This is a genomic window from Synechococcus sp. RS9902, from assembly GCF_014279635.1.
In the GTDB taxonomy this organism is placed as follows: domain Bacteria; phylum Cyanobacteriota; class Cyanobacteriia; order PCC-6307; family Cyanobiaceae; genus Parasynechococcus.
Genome location: NZ_CP047949.1, coordinates 697,103 through 722,373 on the forward strand (window position 1 = coordinate 697,103; position 25,271 = coordinate 722,373).

General features: G+C 57.3%; 29 protein-coding genes and 1 tRNA gene. 13 read left to right on the forward strand and 17 right to left on the reverse strand.

Features of this window, described 5'->3' with window-relative positions:
- Position 1: 1 nt before the first annotated feature.
- The 5 genes from SynRS9902_RS03625 to SynRS9902_RS03645 are packed head-to-tail and all read right to left on the reverse strand — an operon-like array spanning position 2 to position 2,685.
- Positions 2-445 (reverse strand): hypothetical protein, encoded by a 444-nt coding sequence (locus tag SynRS9902_RS03625; RefSeq protein ID WP_186510008.1) that lies wholly within the window; start codon positions 443-445, stop codon positions 2-4.
- Entirely contained in the window at positions 442-1,014 is a 573-nt protein-coding gene (locus SynRS9902_RS03630; protein ID WP_186510009.1) for a GIY-YIG nuclease family protein, read from the reverse strand. The genes SynRS9902_RS03625 and SynRS9902_RS03630 overlap by 4 nt, the downstream gene beginning before the upstream one ends.
- A complete protein-coding gene (locus SynRS9902_RS03635; RefSeq protein WP_186510010.1) occupies positions 1,014-1,583 on the reverse strand; it encodes a hypothetical protein in 570 nt (189 codons plus the stop codon). The genes SynRS9902_RS03630 and SynRS9902_RS03635 overlap by 1 nt, the downstream gene beginning before the upstream one ends.
- Positions 1,584-1,631: 48 nt before the next feature.
- Positions 1,632-1,946: a hypothetical protein gene (locus tag SynRS9902_RS03640; protein ID WP_186510011.1), complete on the reverse strand. Its 315-nt coding sequence runs from the start codon at positions 1,944-1,946 to the stop codon at positions 1,632-1,634.
- Between the two features lie 37 nt (positions 1,947-1,983).
- Positions 1,984-2,685, reverse strand: a complete 702-nt coding sequence (locus SynRS9902_RS03645; RefSeq protein ID WP_186510012.1) for a response regulator transcription factor — start codon at positions 2,683-2,685, stop codon at positions 1,984-1,986.
- Positions 2,686-3,005: 320 nt separating this feature from the next.
- On the opposite strand from SynRS9902_RS03645, the gene SynRS9902_RS03650 reads away from it, so the two are divergent.
- On the forward strand, positions 3,006-4,472 hold the full coding sequence (locus SynRS9902_RS03650) for a hypothetical protein (protein ID WP_186510013.1): 1,467 nt from the start codon (positions 3,006-3,008) through the stop codon (positions 4,470-4,472).
- A 104-nt stretch (positions 4,473-4,576) separates the two neighbouring features.
- On the opposite strand, the gene SynRS9902_RS13495 is transcribed toward SynRS9902_RS03650, so the two are convergent.
- The 3 genes from SynRS9902_RS13495 to SynRS9902_RS03670 form a co-directional block, all read right to left on the reverse strand.
- On the reverse strand, positions 4,577-6,604 hold the full coding sequence (locus tag SynRS9902_RS13495; protein WP_222929476.1) for an acyltransferase family protein: 2,028 nt from the start codon (positions 6,602-6,604) through the stop codon (positions 4,577-4,579).
- Positions 6,605-7,393: 789 nt separating this feature from the next.
- The gene (locus SynRS9902_RS03665) at positions 7,394-8,092 is read right to left on the reverse strand and encodes a hypothetical protein (RefSeq protein WP_186510015.1); all 699 of its coding nucleotides are present in this window, start codon (positions 8,090-8,092) and stop codon (positions 7,394-7,396) included.
- A gap of 658 nt (positions 8,093-8,750) precedes the next feature.
- Positions 8,751-9,341, reverse strand: coding sequence for a site-specific integrase (locus SynRS9902_RS03670; protein ID WP_186510016.1), 591 nt, complete (start codon positions 9,339-9,341; stop codon positions 8,751-8,753).
- Positions 9,342-9,801: 460 nt separating this feature from the next.
- Here SynRS9902_RS03670 and SynRS9902_RS03675 point away from each other — a divergent pair, with 460 nt between their 5' ends.
- The 6 genes from SynRS9902_RS03675 (at position 9,802) to pyrF (ending at position 14,238) form a co-directional block, all read left to right on the forward strand.
- Positions 9,802-10,131, forward strand: a complete 330-nt coding sequence (locus SynRS9902_RS03675; RefSeq protein WP_011365051.1) for a DUF1825 family protein — start codon at positions 9,802-9,804, stop codon at positions 10,129-10,131.
- Between the two features lie 75 nt (positions 10,132-10,206).
- The gene (tyrS, locus tag SynRS9902_RS03680; protein WP_186510017.1) at positions 10,207-11,454 is read left to right on the forward strand and encodes a tyrosine--tRNA ligase; all 1,248 of its coding nucleotides are present in this window, start codon (positions 10,207-10,209) and stop codon (positions 11,452-11,454) included.
- A 77-nt stretch (positions 11,455-11,531) separates the two neighbouring features.
- Positions 11,532-11,774, forward strand: coding sequence for a hypothetical protein (locus SynRS9902_RS03685; protein WP_186510018.1), 243 nt, complete (start codon positions 11,532-11,534; stop codon positions 11,772-11,774).
- Positions 11,771-12,205, forward strand: a complete 435-nt coding sequence (locus tag SynRS9902_RS03690) for a TA system VapC family ribonuclease toxin (RefSeq protein WP_186510019.1) — start codon at positions 11,771-11,773, stop codon at positions 12,203-12,205. Before SynRS9902_RS03685 ends, SynRS9902_RS03690 begins: the two co-directional genes overlap by 4 nt.
- A 244-nt stretch (positions 12,206-12,449) precedes the next feature.
- Complete coding sequence (locus tag SynRS9902_RS03695) at positions 12,450-13,436, forward strand: phosphotransferase family protein (protein WP_255446189.1); 987 nt, start codon at positions 12,450-12,452, stop codon at positions 13,434-13,436.
- Positions 13,437-13,512: 76 nt separating this feature from the next.
- Complete coding sequence (gene pyrF / locus SynRS9902_RS03700; protein ID WP_186510503.1) at positions 13,513-14,238, forward strand: orotidine-5'-phosphate decarboxylase; 726 nt, start codon at positions 13,513-13,515, stop codon at positions 14,236-14,238.
- 50 nt (positions 14,239-14,288) lie between these two features.
- On the opposite strand, the gene plsY is transcribed toward pyrF, so the two are convergent.
- The 7 genes from plsY to SynRS9902_RS03735 all read right to left on the reverse strand — a co-directional run bounded on the left by plsY (position 14,289) and on the right by SynRS9902_RS03735 (position 19,268).
- A complete protein-coding gene (gene plsY / locus SynRS9902_RS03705) occupies positions 14,289-14,900 on the reverse strand; it encodes a glycerol-3-phosphate 1-O-acyltransferase PlsY (protein ID WP_186510021.1) in 612 nt (203 codons plus the stop codon).
- Positions 14,897-15,916, reverse strand: coding sequence for a DUF3086 domain-containing protein (locus SynRS9902_RS03710; protein WP_186510022.1), 1,020 nt, complete (start codon positions 15,914-15,916; stop codon positions 14,897-14,899). The genes plsY and SynRS9902_RS03710 overlap by 4 nt, the downstream gene beginning before the upstream one ends.
- Positions 15,917-16,025: 109 nt before the next feature.
- The gene (locus SynRS9902_RS03715; protein ID WP_186510023.1) at positions 16,026-16,418 is read right to left on the reverse strand and encodes a HEPN domain-containing protein; all 393 of its coding nucleotides are present in this window, start codon (positions 16,416-16,418) and stop codon (positions 16,026-16,028) included.
- Positions 16,415-16,756, reverse strand: a complete 342-nt coding sequence (locus SynRS9902_RS03720; RefSeq protein ID WP_186510024.1) for a nucleotidyltransferase domain-containing protein — start codon at positions 16,754-16,756, stop codon at positions 16,415-16,417. The genes SynRS9902_RS03715 and SynRS9902_RS03720 overlap by 4 nt, the downstream gene beginning before the upstream one ends.
- Before the next feature lie 39 nt (positions 16,757-16,795).
- Positions 16,796-17,197 (reverse strand): DUF3119 family protein, encoded by a 402-nt coding sequence (locus SynRS9902_RS03725; protein ID WP_186510025.1) that lies wholly within the window; start codon positions 17,195-17,197, stop codon positions 16,796-16,798.
- Entirely contained in the window at positions 17,194-17,943 is a 750-nt protein-coding gene (locus SynRS9902_RS03730) for an ABC transporter permease (protein ID WP_186510026.1), read from the reverse strand. The genes SynRS9902_RS03725 and SynRS9902_RS03730 overlap by 4 nt, the downstream gene beginning before the upstream one ends.
- Entirely contained in the window at positions 17,940-19,268 is a 1,329-nt protein-coding gene (locus SynRS9902_RS03735; protein WP_186510504.1) for an MFS transporter, read from the reverse strand. Before SynRS9902_RS03735 ends, SynRS9902_RS03730 begins: the two co-directional genes overlap by 4 nt.
- 131 nt (positions 19,269-19,399) lie before the next feature.
- On the opposite strand from SynRS9902_RS03735, the gene SynRS9902_RS03740 reads away from it, so the two are divergent.
- Positions 19,400-19,470: transfer RNA gene (locus tag SynRS9902_RS03740), tRNA-Gly, on the forward strand.
- Between the two features lie 4 nt (positions 19,471-19,474).
- Here the strand turns inward: SynRS9902_RS03740 and SynRS9902_RS03745 are convergent.
- The gene (locus tag SynRS9902_RS03745) at positions 19,475-21,580 is read right to left on the reverse strand and encodes a glycogen-debranching protein (protein WP_186510027.1); all 2,106 of its coding nucleotides are present in this window, start codon (positions 21,578-21,580) and stop codon (positions 19,475-19,477) included.
- Between the two features lie 41 nt (positions 21,581-21,621).
- On the opposite strand from SynRS9902_RS03745, the gene SynRS9902_RS03750 reads away from it, so the two are divergent.
- The 5 genes from SynRS9902_RS03750 to SynRS9902_RS03770 all read left to right on the forward strand — a co-directional run bounded on the left by SynRS9902_RS03750 (position 21,622) and on the right by SynRS9902_RS03770 (position 24,384).
- Positions 21,622-22,281 carry an MBL fold metallo-hydrolase gene (locus SynRS9902_RS03750; RefSeq protein ID WP_186510028.1) on the forward strand — a complete coding sequence of 220 codons (660 nt, stop codon included), beginning with the start codon at positions 21,622-21,624 and terminating at the stop codon, positions 22,279-22,281.
- Between the two features lie 133 nt (positions 22,282-22,414).
- Positions 22,415-22,690, forward strand: coding sequence for an HU family DNA-binding protein (locus SynRS9902_RS03755; RefSeq protein WP_006850925.1), 276 nt, complete (start codon positions 22,415-22,417; stop codon positions 22,688-22,690).
- A 66-nt stretch (positions 22,691-22,756) separates the two neighbouring features.
- Positions 22,757-23,638, forward strand: a complete 882-nt coding sequence (gene gluQRS, locus SynRS9902_RS03760; RefSeq protein WP_186510029.1) for a tRNA glutamyl-Q(34) synthetase GluQRS — start codon at positions 22,757-22,759, stop codon at positions 23,636-23,638.
- A gap of 66 nt (positions 23,639-23,704) precedes the next feature.
- Positions 23,705-23,893 carry a hypothetical protein gene (locus tag SynRS9902_RS03765; protein ID WP_115080922.1) on the forward strand — a complete coding sequence of 63 codons (189 nt, stop codon included), beginning with the start codon at positions 23,705-23,707 and terminating at the stop codon, positions 23,891-23,893.
- 218 nt (positions 23,894-24,111) lie between these two features.
- Positions 24,112-24,384, forward strand: coding sequence for a hypothetical protein (locus SynRS9902_RS03770; RefSeq protein ID WP_255445891.1), 273 nt, complete (start codon positions 24,112-24,114; stop codon positions 24,382-24,384).
- Between the two features lie 9 nt (positions 24,385-24,393).
- Here SynRS9902_RS03770 and SynRS9902_RS03775 read toward each other — a convergent pair whose 3' ends face one another.
- A complete protein-coding gene (locus tag SynRS9902_RS03775) occupies positions 24,394-25,173 on the reverse strand; it encodes a prohibitin family protein (RefSeq protein WP_186510030.1) in 780 nt (259 codons plus the stop codon).
- Positions 25,174-25,271: the final 98 nt, after the last annotated feature.

The window sequence follows — 25,271 nt, forward strand, 5'->3', positions numbered from 1 at the left end:
ATCAGGGCGAACAGCGCTGATCCAGGGCGGTGATGATCAATTGCTCGGCATCGGGCTGGCTCTGAATCACAAAAGCCTCCTGTTCCACTGCGGCACTGTTGGGCTTGTAGTGGTTGCTCAGCAGGTAGCGGATCCGGCTGGCCACTGCTGGATCAACCGAGCGTTGCACGCCGATCAGCGTGAGCGACCCATGGGGACAGCTCTGGGCGGCATGGACCGCTTCGTGCAGCAGCACGGGGCGGGTGATGCCCAGCTCTTGCACAAGTGGAGAGATCTCCAGCCGTTTTTCTGCCGATATGAAGCGTCCGTAGGCCTGACCCGGGGGGTGTCGGACGTCGATCGTGAAGCCATGGCGCAGCAGGCTGCGTTGCAGCTGTTCCAGATCAGCTGCGGGGGCAGGAAGGCCAAGCAGCAGCAGGGCCAGCACCGTGCGGATTGAGGTCACAGATCGGCGGTGAAGGGGGTGGCCCAGCGCTGGCGGGTTTCCTTGTTGAACGGAGGCCACCAGCGTTGGATCAGCTGCTGCTCCAGGGCCCGCCGGGCGCGGGTGGCTCGGGGTACATCGCAGCTGAAGCGGATGCTCAGCTGGGCGCTCAGTTCACAGCGCTGCAGGGCTTCGCCGTAGGCGGCGAGGTAGGCCTTGCAGTCGTGATCGCCTTTCCAGCGGCGCTCGGCGGCCAGGGTCTCGCCCACATACAGCAGAAGCGGCTGCTCCAGCTGGGCTGGTCTGTCCATCACCAGGTAGATCGCGGCTCCACGGTGAGACGGCTCCGGCCAGCGCCAGAAACTCATCGCCAGCGGGGTTAGGGCCAGTGGATCGATGGCCGTGGCAGCGTCATCGGGGCTTGCACCGAACAGATCCCCCTGGGCCGCGCCGGCGCTTTCGCCGCGGAACAGCGGCGCCTGATGGGTATGCAGCCGCTCTTGCCAGGCGAGCAGCTGCTCCCGTTGCAGGGGCAGGTCGGGCCCATTGCTGAAGGCCAGCGCGCCAGTGGAGAACAGATCTCCCTGCATCAGGGCAGCGGCAGGCTGGGCCCGGCGCGTCGGCTGCCGAAACTCACCCGGCCGATCAGGGCTTCCACGCTGCTGGCGGGCAGGCAGAGCCGCTCCTGCAGATCGGCCAGATCCTTGAAACCGGCGCGTCGGCGTTCCCGCATCAGGTTGGCAAGCCGTTGTTCCGGCCAGCCAAGCAGGGCCAGCTGATCGGCGTTGGCGTTGTTGAGGTCGAGGGGAGCGGCCTGCGGCTGCGGTGGAGCATCGCCGTGCCACTGGAAGAGCAGATGGGGGGTCCAGAGCCTGGCCAGATCACTCGGCAGCTCAAGTAGCCGGAACAGATCATCGGCACTGGCGAATTGCACCCCACCCCGCTGCAGGCGCACCAGCAGATCGGCTGTGTCCTGGCTGCAGCCGGGCAGCTGCAGCCACTGATCACGGCTGGCCCGGTTCACATCCATCACCCAGGCCGGCGGCTCGGGCGCGATCGGTTCAGGCTGCGGCAACGCCGGCCGGGGTGGTGCTGGCAGCTGCCCTGTGGCCTGCAGCACCCGCCTGGCCAGGGGATCCAACCAGTGGCTGCGGGGCATTCTGCTCAGCAGAGATGGGCCGACCTTAACGAGGGTGCAGGGGCCGCGTCAGCGGAGCTGGCGCACAAGCTCCTCGCAGCCTCCCTGTTCCTCGATGTAGCGGAGCATCAGATCGCCGTAGCCGGGAGCGCTTTTCACCTCGTTCCGGTCGGTGTCGCTCACGCCCTTGCTGGTTAAAAAGCGAGTGGCGATGTCCTGGGCCTGGGCGGCCTTCATCTGTTTGGTTTCGATCAGGCAGCGGGCATTGGCCTCAGCAATGGTCACCAAAGCTGTGGTGCGCTCGCTGGCAGCGAAGCCGGCCTGTTGAACGAGGCTGCTGACGCTGAGGACCACCAGAACTGTGGTGGCGGCGCGTTGGAGCATGGCGTCTGCACCGTTGGAGTCCCCTCAGGATGCTCTTTCAGGGGGTCCAGCGGGGAATCGGCAGCGGTGGATCCACCAGGTTGCGCTGAAAGGCGATCAGCACCGCCTGGGTGCGGCTCTTGGCATCGAGTTTGCGCAGCAGCCCCGTGACGCAGTGCTTGGTGGTTTCAATCGAGAGATGCAGCTGATCGGCAATCTCCTGATTGCTGAGGCCTTTGCAGAGCCCGCGCAGCACGTCCTCTTCCCGCAGGCTCAGCACGTCGCTGAGGGAACGGGTGGCGCCTCTGGAGCCGCGGTCGTGGTTGGCCACGCCGGCAATCACCGGATCCATGTGGCTGCCATCGCTCTCCATGGCGCGCAGCACGCTGAGCAGGCCGCCATTGCCGATCCGCTCATGGCTGCAAAGCCCTTCGCATTGCGCCTTGGCCGCGGCGTGAATCGTGCTGAGCAACGGGCGTTGAATCAGCATCAGGCAGCGCAGCGAGGGCTGCTGGGCCTTGGCAGCCGCCACCAGGGAGGGGCCGTTGCCGCGCTCGAGCTGGTCGCTGCAGATCAGCAGATCAGCGGTTGTGTGGCTGAGACAGGCGAGGGCTTCCGCTTCGGTGCTGGCGGCCCCCACCAGGGAGCCGATGCCGTTGAGGCTGTGCACCAGGCCGCTGATCAACACGCGATCGGCGGAGGCCACCACGATGCGGCGCCTCTCCAACAGGGGCCGGTGGCGCTGGGGAAGCTCACGCATCGCGCCGAGCTGAGCGGTGAAGTCCACATCCTGGAGGCGGCCCGAAACTCACCATGAATCGGATGCCACCGGAGGGTGGTGCGGGTCAGCAAGACCGTACAAAACCTTCCCGTGAACGGCCATCAAAGGTGCGGCGATCACCCCCGTTGCCACTGGCACATCCTTGGCAGACTTTGCTGAAGCAGTGCGTTATGCCGACGATGGCCTTCTTCGAATCAGAAGTCAGGCAGGTGTGAAAAACCCAGTAGTGGTCTTGATAGTTCAGTTCCATTGAACTATTCTTTGAACTGCTAAGGCAGGGGTCTTTCTTGGTTGTCTCAATGTTGGAACTGCCTGCTGACCCCACAGAAGAGCAACTAAAAACACTTCAGACTTATCTAAAACTACAGAAGCAAAAGCATAAAAGTCAGTACGGGAAACAGGACTATTACCAAGAGCGTATTGAAATCACTAAAGGACTAATCCTCTTCCGACACAAACAAATGAAGTCGGATGTTTGGTACATGAGATTTTATGTTGGGGATAAAAAGTACAAGACACTTTCCCTTAGGACTTCTGATAAAGAAGTAGCAAGAGGTAGAGCATTAGATAGATGGAGGCAACTGACGAACCATCTTGAGCAGGGTGGTGAAGTCTTTGAGAAGACGACGATGGAATCGTTGGATCAGTACCTTGTCCACTTAGACGAACTGCTTGAGAGTCAGCAACTCAAGAAGCACACCATCAATGGTAAAAAGACAAGTCTGAAGAAGTTGAGGGTGTTTCTTGAACCCTATGGAAAACCAAGCGAGATTCCAGCACTTGTTCTGACGGACTACACAAAGTGGCGTCGTACTAAAAATTGGAACAAGAGCAAGCATAGGAATAATCACAAACCTCCAACAGATCAGACAATCAACAAGGAACTTACTGACTTCAAAGGTTTTTTTGATTGGTGTAAGTCTAAGAGAATCTATGTACAGGATATTGAGTATCCTTTTAGAAAGATTGATTGGAGTAAGTCTAAGGAGAAGAACCCTTCATTTGAAGTAGATGACTGGTTGTCTATCGTTTACTACCTCCGTACTTGGACAAGAAAAACTGAAAACCGAAAGGTCTACGGGATCTTTTATAGAAAAGTCTTTGCTGAGTTCCTAAAAGTCATGGCGAACAGCGGACTCAGGATCCAGGAGAATCTTTTGCTTAGATGGTCTGATATTGAACTTAGATCCAAGACGGAGAAGTCTTCTAAAGGTGATCGTGAACGAATCATTGCTCATATACAAGTTTCTCCAGATACGAAGACAGGAAGACGCTTAGTAATTTGTCCTGCTGGTGTGTACTTCAAGCGGATTCGTGATTTGTATTGTGCTCAGGAAGGCAAGGCACCTTCAAAGAATGATTATGTTTTTAGAAATATTGGGACAACACATTCAAGAGAAGATCATTTTATTGGTAGAGCATTGACTGCTGATCATTTTAGAAAGTTATGGTACGAACTATTGGAAGATCTGAGAGTTGATAAAGGTATTGAGTTTGAGAATCAGTACACAATTTATTCTTGCCGAGCGTTCTTTATCAATCAAAGATTGGAACTTGGTATTCCACCAGCAGTAGTTGCTGATCTTGTTGGAAACTCTATGAAGACTATGGAGAAGTTCTACAAGAATGTGAAACTGAAGAACATGGAGTCCGAGTTGGTCGTGATGAGAAAGAAGAAGTTAGAGGACGGCGACTTCCAGACCTTTGACTTAGAGCAGATGCCTCTTCCACAGGACAATAATAGGTGCTGTCAGGGAAACAAATAAATATCTCGAAGGCAAGGTGAAGCAGTAATTACATATTTTTTGTGACAGAACAAATACAAAAAGTTTTCGGATAATAGATTTTATTTTAAACGCTATTTAATCTTCTACTTTGTCGATATTAGATTTCTGCTAATCAGGAAGTTCTCGAGGTGATCACTAACGAATTTTCTTGAAGCATGTACCGATATGTGCCCGCTGTTATCTCGGTATAATCTAACTGAGTCAATATGACTGGGGCAGGTAGATGAATTGCATAGAAATTCGTGTAATCTGTAGACATGAAAATAAGGATTGCTGCGCTCGAGGTTGTTTAAAGTTTGAATTGTATTAGAAATTTCTTTGTCGTACGACTCTCTCGAAATTTCTGAATAAAGTGAACAACTATTGCCTTCGCCTTCCAATTCAAACCATTCTTTTGTCGCTCCCTTTTTGCATTTGTTGTCAATAAATTCTTCTAATCTATCCCATTTTGGTATTGGAGTAAGGAAAATAACATGCGCCTTAAGTCTTTGTCCCAGGGCGGCAATTGTTTTGACTGAATTTGGATTTATTTGGTAACGGATTGTGCCTACGAATATTATGTCGCCGTTTTTGGCATTCTTGATTAAATGATCTTTTCGGATAGCATTAGTTTCTTTGCAAGTTTTGCGCTTGTTTTCTTTTAAAAGCAAAGGATCAAAACTACAACTACTTTTGACTGACATCGTAATGCCAAGTCCGTATTCTTCTCGAAGTGATTCGAAGGCAGGTGACAAGTGATGCACATAACTGCTTCCAACGACGAAAACATTTGGAAAGTCCTTGATTTTTGGTGGCACACTGCATTGATTGATTATTGATTCACTTATTGGACCTTCATATATAAAGCAATCATTCCTCTGTATTGAAGTTCCAGTTATGAATGGAGTTGTTGCCTCGTGAGGTCCATCAATCTCGGTACAAGTGTTGTATTGGTAAGGTATGCAATCTGTTTTACTGCCAGAATAGAGTTTGCCTTTAAGCGGTATATAAAGCACAATAAGAACTCCCGAGAGAGTAACCAATACCCCTCCACCAACTATTAATGTTTTCCATCGCTTCCCAAACCAGTTGCCTTTACGAAGTGGGGTCTCAATCCATCGATAGGAAGTAACCGCCAGACCAAGCATCAGGGCGACTTGCAAAGGCACCGACCACCAGTGGATGCCAATAGTCCAGCGACTAATCGAGAGCACGCCCCAGTGCCATAGATAGAGCGAATATGAGATTAGTCCGATATAGACAACCTTGGGATTAGTGAAGACCTTGAATGCTGCTGTATGTCTTTTCAAGCAGGCGATTAGAATGGATGAAAAAGCAACAATTGCAATGGTTGATGCAGATGCCATAGACATCGGTAGAAACATCACACCAACCATCAATGCCACCACCAGAAGAGGTGGAAACCTCTCTAGAAATTGTTCAACAGATGGTCGTTTCTGAAATCCAACAAAGATTAGACACCCTGCTGCCATCTCCCAAAATCTGGATGGCATCAGGAAATATGCTGCCGATTGGTTAGTTGGATAGAGATAAAGAAATCCAATTAGCGATGCAATCGTTATTGCACCAACTGCTAAGAGTAGGTTGCGAGCACCATTCTTGGTTTGTCGTCCAAATCCTGAGAACCAAATCAGAAATGGAAATAAAATATAGAACTGCTCTTCAACTCCTAGAGACCATGTGTGTGTGAAGACATTTAGTTCTGTAGACTGAGCGAAATAATCTGTCGATTGATTTAGTAGATAAAGATTAGAAAGTCCAAATAGTGATGTTAGACCAGTTTTCAAAGAGGATTCCGGGGATGGATTGAACAAGCAGATCGCAATGCTCGTTATAAGAACAAAAACTGATAGGGCAGGGACTAGTCGTTTGATCCTTCGCTCATAGAACCCACTAATGAAATCTTTGAAATCTTTGCTTGGTCGACCAAACAGCGATGATGTTATGACATACCCAGATATAACAAAGAAAATATCAACACCTAGGTATCCACCTGGCAGGACATGTTTGTTGAAATGATTTATGATGACTGCAATTACAGCAAATGCTCGTAAACCATCAATCTCAGGTCTGTACCTGTTCTTTGCTGTCGATACGCCTGGCGAATTCATCTATCCTGATGTTAATACAATAAATTGTACTATAGTTTTAATTGTGCCTGGTCCGGCAGTATTGCGACAAATTATTTGCTGATTAGTCAATTTCATCAAGTAATTCGCCCATTACTTCAATCCACTCCTTACAACTAAACTTTCTCCCAGATTGATAGAGACTTCTAAACTTCATGTACGCTTTATTCAAACCAGCGATGTCTTCGTTGAGTTGTGAATGGTCAATATGCTCAAGACCTTTCCAGTGTTTGTCCAGTGAACTTAGTTTGTCGATTTTTTCTTTACGCTTCTGCTTCTTGGTCTTCTGCTTATTTGATTCTTCAACTCTCTGTTTGAATTGTCTAAGGGTGTTTGTATGTTCCATTCTTAGGTAAGCGGATTCTTGGGATTCTTTGATAGTCGTGTGATGTCCATGCTCATACGATCTTCAATGTATTGTTGGGCGGTGGTGTACTTGAATCTAAAAGCATCAAACTTTTGAAGTTTGTTTAGAGGGTCTTTTACTTTTTGGTTTGATGTGAGTGTGTTGTTTAACGCCATATTTATTTGCTTTGTGTGTGTGTTCCGAGTCTTAATAAATGACTGCTGATGTGCTGGGCGGATACTTCTTCTTTCCACCATTACACTTCATTCGCTGGTAGTCATTTATGAAGAGTCTTTTAGCATATCCTGATCTTGTGAATGGAAGTTCTTTGACTTGTTGATTTACCCATTCGTACAACCAATGTTCGTCCTTAGAAAATGTGATTGAGAATTGCTCCTGCTGTTCGTTTTGTAAGTAGTCTTGATTCATGGTTCGTTGTCGTTGTTGGAAAGGTCTGAATATTTGAAGCACAGATGACTGGGTGCTTGGTGCTTGAGATGATGCTTCTTGAAGTTCTTATCTTTGTTTAGGTAGTCAATCTTGTTGATGACTTCCTCCTCACGCTCCATAACTTTTGAATTGATATTGTTTGGAGAATTGGTAAGTCTGTCTAGTCCCCAGTGTTCGCCATTTCTTTTGTTGTTGTGAGTAATGTACTCACAGATGAAGCGAGCGATCAACCAATAGTCATAACGATTTAGTTGTGAAAATGCCTTTTGATAGTGGTGATGATATTTGTATTCAGGGTGCTTCTCAAGCATTTTGCTTGTGATCACTTGTTGATCTTTAGTGTCTCGCTTACATATCTTCTGTCTAACAATTCTGTTCCAAATTAGTTGGAATCTTTGATTGTGAAATCCTCTGGCGAGTAAGTCTGGATCTACTGGTTCCATGATCAGATGAATATGGTATTGACCATCAGCATGAGGTTCAATAACAAACCACATTTTTGGGAAGTCTCTGGTTGGTCTGTTGTCCTTCCAGTCTTTGAAGTTTTGATAGAAGAGATGGATGATTCGTTTACGAATCTGTCCAATATCTTTTTCAACTTCGTCGTAATGTCTTCCCCAGACTTTCTTGGCGTATGTCCAAGTAATGAAGTAGAGACCTTCTTTGATACTCATTGACTTCAGCATTATCTCTTTGTATGAATCCTTCAGTCTCTTGTCAATACCTTTTGTGTTTTGAGTTGAGTTGTGTACATGTTCTCTCTGTGTACATGTACTTGATTCTCTTTTCTCTCTACATAAACTTTTTTGTGTTCATGTGTTGGATTCTCTTTGTAGTAGCGAATGTGAACATCTCCATGAATATGAACCTCATGGGGATAATTGAATTGTTCATCCATACGGAACTTCGCCCACCACTCTGGGTAGGAATAAGGGTCAGGTATTTTCAAGACTTATGTTCTTCCGAAAACCAACTCGGGGTATGTCGTACTACGAGGTATTATCTGTCTCTATTTATTGTTATTATATCGTATTTATATTGTTCCGTCAACAATTAGACACGAAATCTTCTGTGTTCGCTGACTAAGAGCGAATGCTCAGTATAGTTTTATAAGTGATAAAAAGGTATGGCGGGTATCTGTGGCGGGCAATTTTTTTATATCGGGCGATACATCACCCCCAAAAGCAGTAGCGCTGGAGGTCGTAAAGGTTCCATGTTTTTGGAAAGGGGGGTCTTGTAAAAACTTTGGTGATTCAGTCTGTTGATCCGCTTTGAGCAGAGACTCCTGATGCTGTCTGTGCTCTTGGGCGGAAAAACAATGTTTGTCTACTCTTACTCATCATCCATGATCCGCCTGTACTTCTCAAATGTCTCTTCCCTGTCGCTGTCCAGATATTGCTGTAAAGAGACAATGCTTTTGTGTCCGCTTATGTCTTTGATCTCTCTAATATTCATGCCCCTTTGGAGCATGTGAGTCAAACGACTCCGCCTGAAACTATGGGTTGATGCTCCGATTACGCCATTCCAGTCAAATGCCTTCCTGAAGTATTGATCAACAGATTGGGTGGACACTGCCTTCTCACCCTTTTGGTATTTGGTGTTCTTGCTGTCTGTGAAGAACACATAGTCATCTTCCGTGAGTTGGTTGCTGTTGATCCAATGCTTCAACTCTTCCATCACTCTTGGGTGGACTGGGACTTGTCTTGTCTCCCGTGTCTTTGTTGAACCCTTCTCCAGAGTGATGAGTTGCTTGTTGAAGTTCAGGTTCCTCACTCGGATTGTCGTGATCTCTTTGACCCTGCCTGCTGAGTAGTACATCAACTCCGCCAGCAGTCCGTATTTCAAAGGCAGGTTGGAAGCGATGGTCTCTACCTCTTGCTTTGAGAGGCAAGTGGACTTGCCCGAACGATTCGTCTTGCTCATCTGATTGCTGCTGGAAGGTCTTTGAACCGAGTGGGCGACCTCTATCCGTCGCCAGATGGTTCAAGCACCAGTTTACTTGGTGTTTTATTTAAAAGACCAAGTATCAGATTCAGTAATGACGGGGTTTTGCCTTGCCTCCCTCAGGTCAACGCCTTTGACTGCCTCTTAGTAAAGAAAAACAACAAGTCTGTTTGACTTCTCAGGCATGGATCTGTACCTGAACCCAGTTGTTGACCGAACAACATGAAGTGTGGTCTTTCCCACCTCCCTGTTCTCAGCAATTTGGGCAGAATCCTTCCGACAAACCTTGAATTCAGATCTGAAACCCCAGCCGTCTCGGTCTTTGGGCAGTCATGAGACAGCAAAAGTTCAAATCCTTTGAACTGCTGCCTTCGCTCTCCAAGTCTGACTTGCTGCTTCGGTACTGAGTTTTCTATGTCCCTCTTTTCTGGAAATCAATATGGCGTTCTTTGATTCCGACATCGTTCAGGACGAAGCCAAGCGCCTGTTCAGCGATTACCAGCAGCTGATGCAGCTGGGCAGTGAGTACGGCAAGTTCGACCGGGAGGGCAAGAAGAAGTTCATAGAGACGATGGAAGAGCTGATGGGCCGCTACCGGGTGTTCATGAAGCGCTTTGAACTCTCGGAGGATTTCCAGGCCAAGCTCACGGTGGAGCAGCTGCGCACCCAACTCAGCCAGTTCGGCATCACCCCCGAGCAGATGTTCGATCAGATGAACTCCACGCTCGAGCGGATGAAGGCGCAGATCGAGCAGCCGCCTTCCAGTTGAAACAGCCCCAGCTGAACCAGCTCGACCTGAGCCGAGACTCGTACGATCGCCAGCGCTCGCTTGTTGCGTCTCCCCATGCCGGACTCCATCCCGTCATTGCCGGATTGGTTGTCGCGGGGCATGGCCGACCTGTTCCCGGCCGGGGATCCCAGTGATGCGGATCAGGCCCTGGCGGCCCGGTTGGCGCAGGCCGACAAGGAAGGCCGGCCGCTGCGGGTGAAGCTGGGCATTGACCCCACCGGCAGCAACATCCACCTGGGTCACAGCATCCTGTTCCGCAAGTTGCGGGCCTTCCAGGATGCGGGCCACACGGCGGTGCTGATCATTGGCGATTTCACTGCGCGGATCGGCGACCCCACCGGCAAGAGCGCCACGCGGGTGCAGCTGAGCAAGGAGCAGGTGGCCGCCAACGCCTCCACCTATCTGCGCCAGTTGGGACAGGACCAGCCCAAGGAAACGGCGCTGCTCGATTTCGAAACCCCCGGCCGCCTGGAGGTGCGATACAACTCTGAGTGGCTGGAGGGCATGGACCTGCCGGCGGTAATCGGCCTGCTCGGCACCGGCACCGTGGGCCAGATGCTGGCCAAGGACGACTTCTCCAAGCGCTACGGCAGCGGCACCCCGATCGCCCTGCATGAATTCCTCTATCCGCTCCTGCAGGGCTACGACTCGGTGGCGGTGAATGCGGATGTGGAGCTGGGCGGCACCGATCAGAAGTTCAACGTGGCCATGGGCCGCGACCTGCAGCGCCACTTCAACAAGGGCACCCAGTTCGGCCTGCTGCTGCCGATCCTGGTGGGTCTGGACGGGGTGCAGAAGATGAGCAAGAGCCTCGGCAACGTGGTGGGGCTGGAGGAGGATCCGCTCTCGATGTACTCCAAGCTCGAGAAGGTCGGCGACGGGGCGATCGACGACTACGTCACGTTGCTGACCGACCTGGATCTGGCCTCCTTGCCGGAGAACCCGCGCGAGAAGCAGAAGGCGATGGCCCTGGCGGTGACCGCCAGCCGTCATGGCATCGAAGCCGCCCAGAAGGCCCAAAGCGATGCTGCCACCCTGGTGGGCGGCAGCGGTGATGCCGGCGCTGATGTGCCCGAGGCCTCCCTGGCGGCGGTGAACTTCCCGGCCAAGGCCTTTTATCTGTTCAGTGCCGTGGGCATCTGCGCCAGCAGCAGCGAGGCCCGCCGTCAGATCAAGGGTGGTGCGGCGCGGCTGGAGGGGGAAAAGATCACCGACCCCAACCAGGAGTTCGCTTCCGCGGCGGAACTGGAGGGCAAGGTGCTGCAGCTGGGCAAGAAAACCTTCCGCCGCTTGGTGGCCTGAGAACGAGCTTGGCGCACATCATTGGGTGCTTTTTGAATTGATGCGCATTAATGTGCGCATCAGAGAGGCGATCGGCCATGCGTACAACGCTTGAGTTGCCGGATCCGCTGTTCGCGCGGTTGAAAGCAAGAGCTGCGATGAAGAAGGTGAGCCTGAAGCAACTTCTTCATGACTACGTGGAGCAAGGGCTGGATGCACCTGATCCCTCTGCCGCTCAGGCCTGCCGTTCCGCCCGTGATTTGCCGACACTTCAAGTGCCGTTGCAACAGCAGAACGTCACCTTCAGCAATGCGGGTTTGTTTGAGCTGTTGGAGTCTTGAGCGCTATCGCTGATCTGCCGGATCTCAACGTTTGGCTGGCGTTGGCGTCGCCGGCGCACCAGCACCACTCCAGTGCTGTGACGTATTGGGAGGAGCAGGCAGCCCAACAGGTGCTGTTCTGCACGGTCACGGCCCTGGGCCTGGTGCGATTGGTGATGCAGCCGAAGGTGATGGGTGATGCTGCATTGACAGCAGCTGAAGCCTCAGCCCTGTTGGCGAAGTTTGTGCAGCAACCTGGGGTCAGCTATGCACAACCATCCAACGAGGGCTGGGAGGTGTTCCATGGTTTCATGCACCAATCAGAGATATCGCCACGCCTGTGCACCGATGCCCACTTAGCGGCACTAGCGATCACGAACCAATGGCGCTTGGTGAGTTTCGATCGAGACTTTCAATTGTTTCCAGGGCTGAATCTGCTGCAGCTGCGTTGATTCCTTCGTTGGAGCAGGCGAGCATGGCGGCATGGTCGCTGGCTGATCTGATGCAGCGCAGGGCGGGCGAACGATGATTCCAGGGTTGCCTGATGCAGATAGCGCTGCGGTGTTGGCTTTGCTCAATGCACCGGTGGCGACCAGACCATCGGCAGCTGGAGATCTGAATCATTCGTAATCCCCCTTTTGGTGGATCCGCCGAACAAGAACGGGCGCGATGGTGTGTTCATCCGAGCGAAGAACAATGCCAGCACTAGCCCTTGAGCCTGAGTTCAGATCCGATCAGCAGATCACGGCTGATTTCTTGTCTTACCTGCAATCGCAATGGTCAGACTGCGTCGCCTATGAGGTTGAACCGACGCGGCTGACTGGTGGTGCTGATGCCCGGCTGTATCACTACAAGCTGATTGACCAGGAGCCAAGGGTTCTTCGCATTCTGCGTCCAGCGCGTGAGGTGGAGGAGCTTTTGCATCATCAGGTTGTTCATCAGATCCTGAATCAGCAGGGCCTCAATGCCCCCGTGATTCATCACGTTTGTGCAGATAAATCGGTCTTGGGAGGTGTTTTTGCGGTGATGGAGCTGGTGCCCGGTCAAACGGTGTTTGGGCTGGCTCCTGAGCTTCATGCCAAGGCCGTGGGTGAGTCGATGGCCACCATGCATGAGCTGGATGTGAGGCCCATTGTTGAGTCGTTCAGGCGGGCTGGTGTTCCGGATGAGCGATTTTTGGACCCTTTTGTTCGTCAAAAGGCATTGGATTTTTTTGAAGAGAAGACTCACTGGGCTGCTGATCTGATGGCTTGGCTGCGGGATCATTTGCCCCTTGATGGTGGGAATCTTGCTGTGATTCATGGTGATTACCAAGGCGGTAATCTGATGTTTGAAAATGGTGCTTTATCCGGGGTTCTGGATTGGTCGTTTTGTATTTCTGATTCCGCTGTTGATCTTGCTCACACAATGAATGATTATCTGGTTTTTATCCCCCAGATTGAATGCGGGATGTCATCTCATTTGTGGGAACAGATCATGGATGGGGTTCTTCAGGCTTATCAAGCCATCAGGCCTTTGAATCATGAGCACATCAAGGCCTGTCGTGTTTTTCATCTCTTTGGGGCGTTAACTGCCGGTCTTGCTGGTGGTGGCATCGAATTCATGCGAAAGCCTGAATCGCAGCGCGACTATCTGAGCTTCATTGAGCAAGCAACTGGCATCAGGCTTTCGCCCTCAGCCTGAACATCCGCTGAGGTTGAACATCCGTCGAGATGGGCTGGCCGGCGCGACAGGATGGTCTCCGGATCAATCGCTTGCCTTGGCTCCGTCGCTCTCCGCTGACCCCGCCGATCGGATCATCGTGGCCCTCGATGGCATGGCCCCGGATCAGGCGCTGCGCTTTGCCGCCCAGGTGGACGGGCTGTGCTGGGTGAAGGTGGGCCTGGAACTGTTTGTGCAGGCCGGCCCAGAAGTGGTGGCGCAGCTGCGCGAGCAGGGGCTGCGGGTGTTTCTCGACCTCAAATTTCACGACATCCCGGCCACGATGGCTGGTGCCTGCCGGCGGGCGGCGGCGCTGGGGGCCGAACTGATCACGGTGCATGCCTGCGCCGGCAGCGAAGCGCTCAAGGCAGCTCAGGCCGCGGCAGAGGAAGGAGCCCAAGCTGCTGGTCAGCCCGTGCCCACGTTGCTGGCGGTGACGGTGCTCACCAGCTGGGAGGAGCAACGGCTGCAACGGGAACTCGCCATCACCCAGGGCATCGCCGAACGGGTGCCGGCGTTGGCGCAGCTGTCGGCGACCGCCGGCATCGGTGGCTGTGTCTGCTCACCCCTGGAGGCCGCGGCATTGCGTGCGCAGCACCCTGAACCGTTCGCGTTGATCACCCCAGGCATCCGCCCCAAAGGTGCTGCTGTTGGTGATCAAGCCCGGGTGATGGGGCCGGCTGAGGCAATTGAAGCCGGGGCCAGCCAGCTGGTGATCGGCCGGCCGATCAGCAAGGCCGTCGACCCCAGAGCTGCTTTTGCAGCCTGTTGCGGGGAGCTCTAATCAACGCGCGTCACCTTTTTGGCTGAGCTGGTGGTGCTTAAGGAGCCAGCTCAGCCCTTGGCCTTTTGGCCAATCTTGGGTTCGGTGCCCGCCAGCAGCCGCTCGATGTTGCTGCGATGGCGCCAGAGCACCATCAGGCTGGCGACCAGCGACACCACCACGTAGGCGCTGCTGCCGCCGGAGAGCAGCATCAACAGCGGTAATCCGATGGCGGCCACCACGCTGGAGAGCGACACGATCCGGAAGATCGAGATCACGGCCATGAACAGGCCAAAGCAGGCCAGCCCCACCGGCCAGGCCAGCCCCAGGAACATGCCCAGGCCGGTGGCCACTGCCTTGCCGCCCTTCCAGCCCAGCCACACCGGCCAGATGTGCCCGGCCAAGGCCGCCAGGCCCGCCAGCACCTGCAGCCAGTCGCTGAGGCCAACGCTCTTGGCCAGCAGCACCGCCAGGGCGCCTTTGCCCAAATCGATCAGGAACACCACCAGGGCTGGGCCCTTGCCCACGTTGCGCAGCACGTTGGTGGCACCGGTGCTGCCGGAGCCGCAATCGCGCAGGTCGATGCCCTTGAGCCAGCGACCTGCGAGGTAACCGCTGGGGATGGCTCCCAGCAGGTAGCCGATGGCCAGGAGCAGCAGGGAGGTGAGGGCTGTTTGTATCACAGCAGGTCGTCGTCGTCGAGGCGTTCACCCGGTCCGGCCGCGAAGGCCAGCCAGAGGGGGAACTGAAGCACAGGGATGTCGACGCTGCGCTCGGCCGCATCGATCAGGATCAAGGGCACTTCGCCCCGCTCCTCCAGTCGGTCGGCCCGCTCCACCAGGGCTTCCGGGCGCTCGAACAGCACGATGCCGCTGCTGGGGCCGAAGTCTTCCCGGCCCAGGCCCAGGGCATCCTGCAGGCCGCGTCGCCATTCGCCGAGCCGTTCGGGGCCGCCGGCCAGCACCAGGCACTGGAACTGATCGCCGTATAGCTCACCGATCACCGCGATTAGAGCCGCGCTCGCCAGGATGTTGCGCGGCCGGGTGCCGCGGCTGGGCTGGGCGCCACGTCCGCCCTGATTGAAGAACCAGTCCTCCAGCAGGGCTGTGTCGCGGGCGTCGATGCTGCGCCGCAGGTTCCAGGGGTCGGCGTAGACATCCGGCTGCTTGAGGAAGCGCTCCAGGGTCTGTCGGATCAGCTCTTCATCGGGGCGGAAGGTGTCGGCTACTGCTGGCGGCGGTGCGCTCTCGCCAGCCTTCTCTGGCGCTGCTGCGTTGTCTGCTGCCTGATCGAGGGGGGAGGGCTGCACCACCATCGGCTGCACCACCAGCTCCAGGTTTTCCACGCTCTGCACAAGGTCCTGCAGGGCGCCGCCCAGGTACTCCTGGAAGCCCTTCACGCGTCGGGCAATCGCATCGGACTGGCCGGCGAAGTTGGCCTTCAGCTCGCTCTCGAGTTGCTGCTTGCGGGAGCTGAGGGCGGTGATCTCCGCCTGCAGGGCATCGCGGCGCTCCTGCAGATCCTTGAGGGCCAGCTCCATCACGGGGTTGGCCTCTGCGGCGGCGGGCTCGGCACCGGTGGCGCCGGCGGGGTCAGTGCTGGTTTCGCCGCTGGATTCCGCCGGAGCCTGCTCTGGTTCAGGCGCCTTGGGGGTCAGGTCGGTGTCGTCGGGCATTGCGTCAGCTGCCGTGCTCTCCATCCCTCCATTCCAGCCGACCAGAGGCCAAGACACCAGCAGGGACCTGGGTTTTTATCGATTTGGTGCAATATCGAGAGAATATCGATCCAAAATCGTGTAAATATCGTGCCTACGGTTGAAGGCTGGCTCTGGCGAAGGCCAGCACATGCTCTGCAACGCTGCGTGCTTGCTCGCTGTCCTGCTGGTCAAAGCGATCAGCTGGGGCTTCGCTGTCGCTCGAATAGCGCGTCTCGCTGTTCATTCGGCTGAGTGCTTTGAGCCGTATCTCGCGCAGTGGTTGAACATCCAGCCCTGCTGATTCGAGACTGTCGACCAAGCGTTCCAAGACGTGGCTGTAGGGCGGCAGTGAGCCCAGCGAAATCAACAACGCCTTGAGCGCTTTTTCGGTTGCCTGGCCGTAGTGGTAACAGGCCTGGCTGTGAAAGCCCTGTTCTGCCGTGAGTTCAGCCACGGCCCAGTCGCTGTTGGCCTGGCGCATCCAGGCGTCAACGCGTGGGGTCATGGTGCGCTCAGGCGAACGGCATCGCGTCCGATGGCGCGCCAGTAGGGGTCATCCCCGTTCCGCCGCTCCTGCCATTCCTGCTCCGTGAGGGCCAGCACGTCATCGGCCATCCCATGCCGCAGCACCGCATCCGCCAGGTCGCTGGCTTGATCGCGGTTCGAAGCAACGGCCAGCACATCCACATCCGAAAAACCGTCCCAGTCGCCCCTGGCCCAGGACCCGAACAGCCAGAGGCTGCCGCCAGGTTCCTCGCCCAGCACAAGGTCGGCCTGCTGCTGCAGCGCGCTGAGCCGCTCGGCCTGCTTGCGGCGGCGGATGTCGGCAACCGTGATGGCCATGCTCCGACGCTATGGGCAGATCGCCCTTGTCGCAAGCGTTCAGTCAGCGCTGGTGGCTGGCACTTCCAGCTCTCCCACCCGCAGTTCCAGTTGTTCCCGCAGCTCCTTGGGGCTGAACAGAATCGGCAGGAAGTGAATGCTCTGGGTTTCGCGGAAATAAAACAGGCCCGGCAGCCAGGGGGCGAACAATCGCCAGCTCAGCCATTGGTCGTAGGGGAAACGCCGTAGTTCGCGGCTGTTCTGCCACACGATCAGAGCGTCTTCCTTGAATTCCAGCCGCAGGCTGGCGCTCTGGATCAGCAGAAACAGGCCGAACAGCGCCACCACCAAGGTGGGCCAGGGGGAGAAAGGCAACGGCAGCAGCGCCAAGCCGAGGGCCACCACCAGCAGCGGCAGCCGCACATCCGGTTTGAGGGTGACGGGGGCGGGGGTTGAACTCATGCTCCGAACAGCACCTGGGTAAGAACGACATCCATCAGGGCCACCAGGATCAGGATCATCACCACCGCTCCGGTGGTGCTGGTGCCCACTTCCTTGGGGCCGCCACGGGTGGTCAGGCCCCAGCCGCAGGCCACCGTGGCGATGATCATCCCGAAGACCACGGCCTTCACCAGCATGAACGGCATGTCCAGTGGGGCCATCCAGGTGCGCACCGAAGTCCAGAAGACCGCCGGCGGAATGTTGTAGAGGGCTGTGCTGGTGAGTTGGCCCGACCACACCGCCACCAGGAAAAAGAAGAAGCACTGCACCGGTGCCATCACCACCATCGCGATCATCCGGGGCACCACCAGGTACTCCACTGGATCGGTGCGCAGCATCGTGATCGCATCGATCTGTTCGGTCACCCTCATCGTGCCCAGCTGGGCGGCGTAGGCGGTGGCCACCTTGCCGGCCAGCAGGCAGGAGGTGAGCAGGGGGGCGATCTCCCGCGCCAGGCCGATCGCCAGGATGCCGCCCACCGTTGATCCCGCCCCCTGGCGGGTGAGTTCTGCGGCTACCTGGATGTTGAACACCGAGCCGGCGGCCACCGAGATGATCAACACGATCAGCACGCTGCCCGGGCCAGCGTCCAGCAGTTGCTCAAACAGCTCGCCCCGATCAATCCGGCCGCGCAGGGTGGCGGCCACGGCCTGGCCTCCGATCAGCAGGCTGGCGCCCAGGCGTTTGATCGAACGGGACGTGTTCATCCGGCGGCCTTCTGCAGGTGGGCTCCACGGTCGGGCCAGCCTCGCATCACCACAAGGCCAAGCAGCACAAGGATGGCGGGAATCAGACCCATGCAGAGCCGGATCGCCAGCAGAGCTGAATCCGGCTGTTCGATGAAACTCAGCGCTCCACTGCAGTTGCCTCCCTTGGCGGAGATGTAGCCGGTGAGCGAGAGCAGGCTGCCGAACACCGACATGGTCAGGCCGATGATCAGCTTCTGGCCGAACACCATCCAGGCGGTGTAGAGCCCGGCGGGTTTGCTTGGGTCAGCGTCGATCGCATCGGGCAGCAGCGACCAGGGGATCAGGTAGGCCGTCGCTGCTCCCACCCCCACCAGGGCAATCAGCCCCACCAGCGGCAGCAGTTGCAGCAGGCCGGGATCCGCCGCCAGGGGTGGGAACAGCATCGAGAGCAGGCAGGCGCTGATCCACAGCCCCGCGCCCCAGCGCAGGGTGGCGACGCGGCCGATGCGGTTGCTGAGGTTGCTCCAGAGCTGGAGCCCCAGCAGGGCGGCGATCTGGAAGGGCAGCAGGATCCAGGTGGAGAGGTTGGCGGGCACATGCACCACCTGCACCAGCCAGATCAGGGCCACCACCTGCATCAGTTGCAGGCCGAACCAGAGCAGCAGATACAGCCCCAGCACCTGGCGGAAACGGGGGTTGGCCATCACCCGCTTCAGCTGCTGCATCGGCGGCTCGTTGTTGGGCACCGGCCGTTGGGCCCGCTTGGCGTAGGGGGCCAGGCCCCAGCAGCAGAGCAGCGTGGTGGTGGCGGCGATGCTGCCGGTGATTCGGCCCATGGCCAGGTAGCCCCCACCTCCGTCGGTGAGCACCACCGAGGCCACGATCAGTCCGCTCAGGCCTGCCAGGATTGATCCGGTGAACCGCGCCGCATTCAGGCGGGTGCGAATGGCGGTGTCCGGCGTCAGTTCGGTGCTGAGGGCCGCGTAGGGCAGGTTGACGCTGGTGTAGGCGGTCATCAGCAACACCGCCATCACCGCGTAATACGTGGTGCGCTGCAGTGTGTCGCCCGGGGGCACCCACCACATCGCCGTTAGGCTGATGCCCAACGGCAAGGCTGCGGTGAGCATCCAGGGCAGGCGCGGGCCCCAGCGGCTGCGGGTGTGATCGCTGAGCCAGCCGATCAGTGGATCATTCAGCGCATCCCACACCTTGCTCACAGTGAGCAGGGAACCGGCGACGAAGGCCGGCAGGCCAGCGGCGCAGATGAAAAAGGGAAAGAGATAGAAGCCCAGCTGGGTGGCGGCAAGTCCGGTGCCGCCGTCGCCCAGGCCGTAGGCCAGCATCAGCCTGCGGCGGGATCCCTGCAGGGATGCGTCGGTCGGTGTCACGCGGAGGCTTCGGGCAGGCGGATTGCCATAATGAATGCGTGCTCACGACACCACCAGCCCCAGGGGCAGTGGTTCGTTTGTACTACGCGGGTGTTGTGTAATGGTAAGACCTCAGCCTTCCAAGCTGATGACACGGGTTCGATTCCCGTCACCCGCTCTGATCACAACCGCAGGCCTGAGGTTTCCTCCTCGGCGAGCAGCAGCACGAAGCTCCGGCTCTGCAAGGGGATCTCAACGCCGCTGAAGCTGGCTGGCTCGGCTGGGAAATCCTTTGGGCTGGGCAATGAGGTGTCGATCACCCGTTTCCAGGGGGAGGCCGGAACCGGCAACTCAAAGCTAAGGCTTTCTTTGTAGGCGTTGAAGCCCATCCACAGCAGCGCCCCGCTGCTGCCGCGGTGGAGGCTGGTGGCCGTGGTGCGGCTCCAGGCGGCCCAGTCGGGTTTGGCCAGGTTCACCCCGTGCCATTGACGCCAGAGATCGCTTCGCTGCTCCGATGGTTGTTCCGCTGATTTGCGGTTGCTTTCCCGCGGCGGCACCAGCGGATTGAACAGTTGCGGCAGGGCCTGGCGCAGCCGCAGCAGCCGCTGCAGAAATTGCTTCAGCTCCAGGTCGCACTGGTCTTCATTCCAGACCATCCAGCCCAGGGGACTGTTCTGGCACCAGCTGTTGTTGTTACCCCCTTGGCTGCGGCCCACTTCATCGCCCATCAGCAGCATCGGCACGCCACGGGCCAGCAGCAGCGAGCTGAGCAGGTTGCGTTGCTGACGCCGCCGCAGGCTTTGCACCAGGGGGTTGCTGCTGGGGCCTTCGATGCCGTGGTTCCAGCTGTTGTTGTGGTTCTCGCCGTCGCGGTTGTCTTCGCCGTTGGCCAGGTTGTGCTTGCGGTTGTAGCTCACCAGATCCGCCAGGGTGAAGCCGTCGTGGGCGGTGATGAAGTTCACCGAACGCCCCAGGGCCACGGGCTTGCCGTCATAGAGATCGGGGCTGCCCTTGAACCGCTGGGCCAGGCTCCAGGTGCTGTGGTCGTCCCCTTTCCAGAAGCGCCGCACCCCGTCGCGGAAATGGCCGTTCCAGGTGCCGATCCGCTGGGCGGGGAAGTCGTCCAGCCGATAAAGACCGCCGCAGTCCCACGGTTCGCTCACCAATTTGAGATCACTCAGCTGCGGCTCGGCCTCCATGGCCGCGAACAAGGGCGGCTCATTCAGGGGTTTGAGCTGGTCGCCGCGGCTCAGGGCAATGCCCAGATCGAAGCGGAAGCCATCCACCCCCAGTTCCAGGGCCCAGCAGCGCATCGACTCGAGGATCAGCTGGGTGCTGATCGGCGCATTGGCGGCGATCGAGTTGCCGCAGCCGCTCACATCCTGATAGTCGCCGTCCTCGTTTTGGTGGTAGTAGACGTTGTCGGCGCAACCCCGCCAGCTCAGGGTGGGGCCATGGCGGTTGCCCTCGGTGGTGTGGTTGTAGACCACATCCAGCAGCACTTCGATGCCGGCGTCATGGCAGGCGGCCACCAGTTGGCGCACCTCATGGCGGGCCTGCAATGGATCGCTACTGCTGCAGTAGCCGTGGTGGGGTGTGAACCAGCTCAGGGGGCTGTACCCCCACACGTTGTCGCGGCCCGGGGGCGCATCGGCCGGGTCGAAGCAGAACACCGGCAGCAGCTCCACCGCCGTAATGCCCAGCTCCTTGAGGTAGGGCAACTTCTCAATCAGGCCCAGGTAGGTGCCGCGGTGTTCCACGGCGACCCCGGCATCCTCACGGCGGGTGAAGCCCCCCACATGCAGCTCGTAGATCACCGTGCGTTGCCAGCTGTGGCGCGGGCGCGGATGGGCCTGAAAATCGAACAGATCCCGTTCGCACACCACCGCCTTGAGGCAGGCATGGGCGTTGGGTGTGGGGGCGGTGGCCAGCACCCGGTCGTAGACGTCCCAGCCACTGATGGCACGGGCGGCGGGGTCCAGCAGCACTTTGGAGGGCTGGAAGCCATGGCCCCCCGGCGCCAGCGGCCCGAAGACCCGGTAGCCGTAACAGCAGCCTTCGCCGACCCCCTCCACTTCCACGTGCCAGTAGTCGCCCGAACGGTGACGCCGACCGTCCAGTTCGATCACCCGCTCCGGGCTGCGATCGTTGCCGTTGCTGTAAAGCAGCAATTCAATGCGGTCGGCCCCGGGGGCCGCCAGCACAAAGTTCACACCTCGTCTGGTGAGGCTGCTGCCCAGGGGCCAGGGAGAACCGGGGTGAATGCCACTCAAGGCCCGTTGGGGCATCTCGACTTCAAACTAGTGGTTTGGTCCGTTGTTTTGAACCAATGGCGATGACCACCACACTTGAGGCCGGCCGGCCGCCGCAGCAGCTGCGTGATGACCTCTGGTTGTTTCCGCCCAACCGCGACAGCCAGGGGGGCAGTTCCTGGTGGCTGGATCGGGATCCCGAGCCCGTGCTGGTGGACTGCCCGCCGTTGACGGAGGCCAGCCTCACGGCTCTGTGCCAGCTGGCGGGAACCCGCAGCCCGAGGATCCTGCTCACCAGTCGAGAAGGCCACGGGCGCCTGCGTCGCGTTCAGGAGCGCCTGGGATGGCCGGTTCTGGTGCAGGAACAGGAGGCCTATCTCCTGCCCAATGTGGAGCCGTTGGACACCTTCGCCGAGGAACACACCACGGTGAGTGGTTTGCGGCTGTTGTGGACGCCGGGGCCGACGCCAGGGAGCTGTGTGGTGTTCGCTCCGGCACCAAATGAACTGTTGTTCTGCGGGCGTTTGCTGACGCCATGGGCTCCGGGTCAGCTCGCGCCGATGCGCCATGCCCGCACATTCCACTGGCCCAGACAGCTGAACAGCTTGGCCAGGCTCAGGGATTGGATTCCTTCAGATGCCAGTCCCCAACTGCTTTCTGGGGCTGGGCTTGGTGCCTTGCGTGGGGAGCGGCTCGTGCCCTTCAGCGGTTGGAGCGATGCTGCGGACAACTGCTAAAGCGTTGCGGCACAACACGTTTCGCTTGCAGCAACCGGTTGCTCTCCATACGATTGGGCCGCTTGGGGAAGGCAGCGGCGAGCCCACGACGCCGTATCTGAGCCGTCTCCCGCCCCCCGACTCTCTCTAACCAATGAACAAAGCTGATCTGGTGAATCTGGTGGCTGCTCGCACCGAGCTCACCAAGACCGACGTTTCCATGGTTGTCGACGCCGCCATCGACACGATCATCGACTCCGTGGTGGAAGGAAAGAAAGTGTCTATCCTGGGTTTCGGCTCCTTTGAACCCCGTGAGCGCTCCGCCCGTCAGGGTCTGAACCCCAAGACCGGTGAGAAGATCGCGATTCCCGCCAAGCGTGTACCTGCCTTCACCGCCGGAAAGATGTTCAAGGATCGCGTTCAGGGCTGATCGACGTCTCAACCTCGTTGTCCGGGCGGCCCATCGGGGTCGCTTTTTTGATGGCTGTTTCTGGTGATGGCTCTTCCAGAGCATCTGCAGCAGCAGCTTGAGGCGGGTCGCGCCCTGGCTGCCAGCGGTGGCTACCGCGGCCGTTTCGCTCCCTCGCCCACGGGGCTGCTCCATCTGGGCAACCTGCAGACGGCCCTGCTTTCGTGGCTGGCAGCGCGTCAAGCCGGTGGTACCTGGTTGCTGCGCATCGATGACCTCGACACACCGCGCAACCGCGCCGGTGCGATCGAGGCGATCCAAAGCGATCTGCGCTGGTTGGGCCTGGAGTGGGATGGTCCTGTGCTGCTGCAAAGCGAGCGGCGTGGCATTTACCACTCCTGGTTGTCGTGGTTCCGCCGATCCGGACGTTTGTTCTCCTGTCGCTGCTCTCGCCGGGAGCTTGCCGATCAGCCGATCTACCCCGGCTTCTGCCGGACCGCTGGGCACAATTGGGGCTGGCAGCAGAAGCGGCTCCCCAGTTGGCGCCTGCGGGTCGCCGATGACAATCCTCACGGTAGTGGTGATGTGGTGTTGCGGCGAGCCGATGGCTTCATCGCTTATCAGCTCGCCACCGTGATCGACGAACTCAGCTTGGGCATCACCGATGTGGTGCGTGGTGCTGATCTGCGCGAGGCCCTGCCAGCCCAGCGAAGTGTTTTTGCGGCCCTGGGTGAATCACCGCCCCAGTTCCGGCATGGGCCGCTGCTTTGTGATGCCAGCGGCCAGAAACTGTCCAAGCGTGAGGCCAGTTACGGCCTGGAACCGCTCCGCGCCGCGGGGCTCGATGCGGCTGCGGTGATTGGTCGCTTGGCCTCAGGTCTTCAGCTGCTGGATCCTGGTGCGCGCCTTAGTGCAACAGAGTTACTCGAACACTTGACGCAGCAAGAGATCAATGCAGTGATTTCTTAAGGAACACTTCGGGATCAGCGGCGGGTTTTCCCCCCACACTGAATCCATCGTCTGATCCTTGGGGTCATGTGCACGTGCACCGTCTGTGGTGGCAGTGGGATGCAGCGGGTGTCGGGGGACCGCTTCCGCACCTGCATCGTCTGTCTGGGGACCGGTCAGATCAGTTCAGCGGTGCAGTCGGCACCGTTGAACCACCAGCCCATCAACACCCCAGGTCTGGCCAAACTCAGCTGTCCGACCCGGCCCCTGGCTTGATCCTCAGCCCAGGGGAGTCTTCTGATCGTTCTGGATCACGAAGTAGGCGGCCGTCGCCACAACGATCAACAGCGGCACCGCGGTGAACAGCAGCAGGGCAATGGCGGTCCAGTCGGTGTACACGGCGGGGCGATGGGTCGAAGTTGAGGCATCATCTCAGCAAATCGCCCCCCTGAGCCCTGCTCGCGCGCTCCGTCACAGTCCTGCTGCTCCTCGCCATGGCGGCCCCTGTGGTGCGTGCGTCGCCCTTGGCAGCCTTTCAGGCCCGAGCCAGGCGCTGCTTTGAGGCCGGTCAGCCTCAGCTCTGTGAACAAGCCTTGATTGAGGCGGAGGCACTGCAGCGACAGGCGTCAGCCCGCAGTGACTATCCATGCCAGACCCTGCTGTTGGGGGTACAGGCGGATCTGGTGATGCAGCAGCTGCAGGCGGGCCGCGGCGCCGATGCCATGGCCGACCTGCAGGCCGCAACCCGCGGCTGCGCTGGACCCTGATGAATCCCGTTATTGGCCAACGATCACCGGCGGCGTGCTGCCCCCACGAATGGGGGGAACCACTTTTGTTTTTCCGTCCCACTTGTCGAGGAACAGCTTGTAGAGAACGCTGTCATTGAGCGAGCGGGTCAAGGTCTGAAACTTCAGGGCCTCCTGCTCGGCGATCTGAACTTCTGTTTTGGCACGCAGAAGTTGCTGTTGCGCGATCTGCTTCTGCTCGATGGCAGCTCGGTATTCCTCAGCAATCTTGAGGCCCGTGATGTCCAGGCCTTTGACGGCCACATAGTCGAATTTGCTCAGCTCATTGGAGACGCTTTCCTGCACAAGGGTGGAAATGTTGTTCCAGTCGGTGGCGATGGTGTCGAGTTCATATTTTGAGAACACCGATTTCAGTGATTTCAGCAGTGATGGCTGAATGACCCTGGCGTAAATCGCAGAGTCATCAGTGGCAATCGTGCTGTAGATCCTGGGGGCTTCTCCGGGCTTGACCGCATATTTCACCGTTGCTGTGGCTTCGATCACCTGCAGGTCTTTGGTGAGCGTAGAAAAATTTTCGGGGATGACCTGCGTTCTGACGCTGAAATTATGGGTCGACTGAATGAACGGAAGTTTGAGGTTCAATCCTGGCTCTCTTGGGGTGTTGGAGACTTTGCCAAGGGTGGTGACCACGCCAACTTCACCGGCGGGAACAACAAACACACTGGAGAGCAGAGCAATCCCGCCAATGAATACCGTGGTCACGCCCACCACGGTTTTGGTGATTTGCTCCGGCTGGGGGTTGGCTTGCATGTTGTTGGCTTGAGTCGATCTTTAAAACAGTAGTGATTTGTTGTTGGTTATTGGCAAAAGGTTTCTGATGATCTCTGGGCTGGCGCAGCAGCGATTGT

What these genes read in the sequence shown, in the direction of transcription:
- SynRS9902_RS03630 (WP_186510009.1), bottom strand. Translation starts at nt 1,014, where the DNA reads ATGCAGGGAGATCTGTTCTCCACTGGCGCGCTGGCCTTCAGCAATGGG.
- SynRS9902_RS03635 (WP_186510010.1), bottom strand. Translation starts at nt 1,583, where the DNA reads ATGCCCCGCAGCCACTGGTTGGATCCCCTGGCCAGGCGGGTGCTGCAG.
- SynRS9902_RS03640 (WP_186510011.1), bottom strand. Translation starts at nt 1,946, where the DNA reads ATGCTCCAACGCGCCGCCACCACAGTTCTGGTGGTCCTCAGCGTCAGC.
- SynRS9902_RS03645 (WP_186510012.1), bottom strand. Translation starts at nt 2,685, where the DNA reads ATGCGTGAGCTTCCCCAGCGCCACCGGCCCCTGTTGGAGAGGCGCCGC.
- SynRS9902_RS03650 (WP_186510013.1), top strand. Translation starts at nt 3,006, where the DNA reads ATGTTGGAACTGCCTGCTGACCCCACAGAAGAGCAACTAAAAACACTT.
- SynRS9902_RS13495 (WP_222929476.1), bottom strand. Translation starts at nt 6,604, where the DNA reads ATGAATTCGCCAGGCGTATCGACAGCAAAGAACAGGTACAGACCTGAG.
- SynRS9902_RS03665 (WP_186510015.1), bottom strand. Translation starts at nt 8,092, where the DNA reads ATGAGTATCAAAGAAGGTCTCTACTTCATTACTTGGACATACGCCAAG.
- SynRS9902_RS03670 (WP_186510016.1), bottom strand. Translation starts at nt 9,341, where the DNA reads ATGAGCAAGACGAATCGTTCGGGCAAGTCCACTTGCCTCTCAAAGCAA.
- SynRS9902_RS03675 (WP_011365051.1), top strand. Translation starts at nt 9,802, where the DNA reads ATGGCGTTCTTTGATTCCGACATCGTTCAGGACGAAGCCAAGCGCCTG.
- tyrS (WP_186510017.1), top strand. Translation starts at nt 10,207, where the DNA reads ATGCCGGACTCCATCCCGTCATTGCCGGATTGGTTGTCGCGGGGCATG.
- SynRS9902_RS03685 (WP_186510018.1), top strand. Translation starts at nt 11,532, where the DNA reads ATGCGTACAACGCTTGAGTTGCCGGATCCGCTGTTCGCGCGGTTGAAA.
- SynRS9902_RS03695 (WP_255446189.1), top strand. Translation starts at nt 12,450, where the DNA reads ATGCCAGCACTAGCCCTTGAGCCTGAGTTCAGATCCGATCAGCAGATC.
- SynRS9902_RS03710 (WP_186510022.1), bottom strand. Translation starts at nt 15,916, where the DNA reads ATGGAGAGCACGGCAGCTGACGCAATGCCCGACGACACCGACCTGACC.
- SynRS9902_RS03715 (WP_186510023.1), bottom strand. Translation starts at nt 16,418, where the DNA reads ATGACCCCACGCGTTGACGCCTGGATGCGCCAGGCCAACAGCGACTGG.
- SynRS9902_RS03720 (WP_186510024.1), bottom strand. Translation starts at nt 16,756, where the DNA reads ATGGCCATCACGGTTGCCGACATCCGCCGCCGCAAGCAGGCCGAGCGG.
- SynRS9902_RS03725 (WP_186510025.1), bottom strand. Translation starts at nt 17,197, where the DNA reads ATGAGTTCAACCCCCGCCCCCGTCACCCTCAAACCGGATGTGCGGCTG.
- SynRS9902_RS03730 (WP_186510026.1), bottom strand. Translation starts at nt 17,943, where the DNA reads ATGAACACGTCCCGTTCGATCAAACGCCTGGGCGCCAGCCTGCTGATC.
- SynRS9902_RS03735 (WP_186510504.1), bottom strand. Translation starts at nt 19,268, where the DNA reads ATGCTGGCCTACGGCCTGGGCGACGGCGGCACCGGACTTGCCGCCACC.
- SynRS9902_RS03745 (WP_186510027.1), bottom strand. Translation starts at nt 21,580, where the DNA reads ATGCCCCAACGGGCCTTGAGTGGCATTCACCCCGGTTCTCCCTGGCCC.
- SynRS9902_RS03750 (WP_186510028.1), top strand. Translation starts at nt 21,622, where the DNA reads ATGGCGATGACCACCACACTTGAGGCCGGCCGGCCGCCGCAGCAGCTG.
- SynRS9902_RS03755 (WP_006850925.1), top strand. Translation starts at nt 22,415, where the DNA reads ATGAACAAAGCTGATCTGGTGAATCTGGTGGCTGCTCGCACCGAGCTC.
- gluQRS (WP_186510029.1), top strand. Translation starts at nt 22,757, where the DNA reads ATGGCTCTTCCAGAGCATCTGCAGCAGCAGCTTGAGGCGGGTCGCGCC.
- SynRS9902_RS03765 (WP_115080922.1), top strand. Translation starts at nt 23,705, where the DNA reads ATGTGCACGTGCACCGTCTGTGGTGGCAGTGGGATGCAGCGGGTGTCG.
- SynRS9902_RS03770 (WP_255445891.1), top strand. Translation starts at nt 24,112, where the DNA reads ATGGCGGCCCCTGTGGTGCGTGCGTCGCCCTTGGCAGCCTTTCAGGCC.
- SynRS9902_RS03775 (WP_186510030.1), bottom strand. Translation starts at nt 25,173, where the DNA reads ATGCAAGCCAACCCCCAGCCGGAGCAAATCACCAAAACCGTGGTGGGC.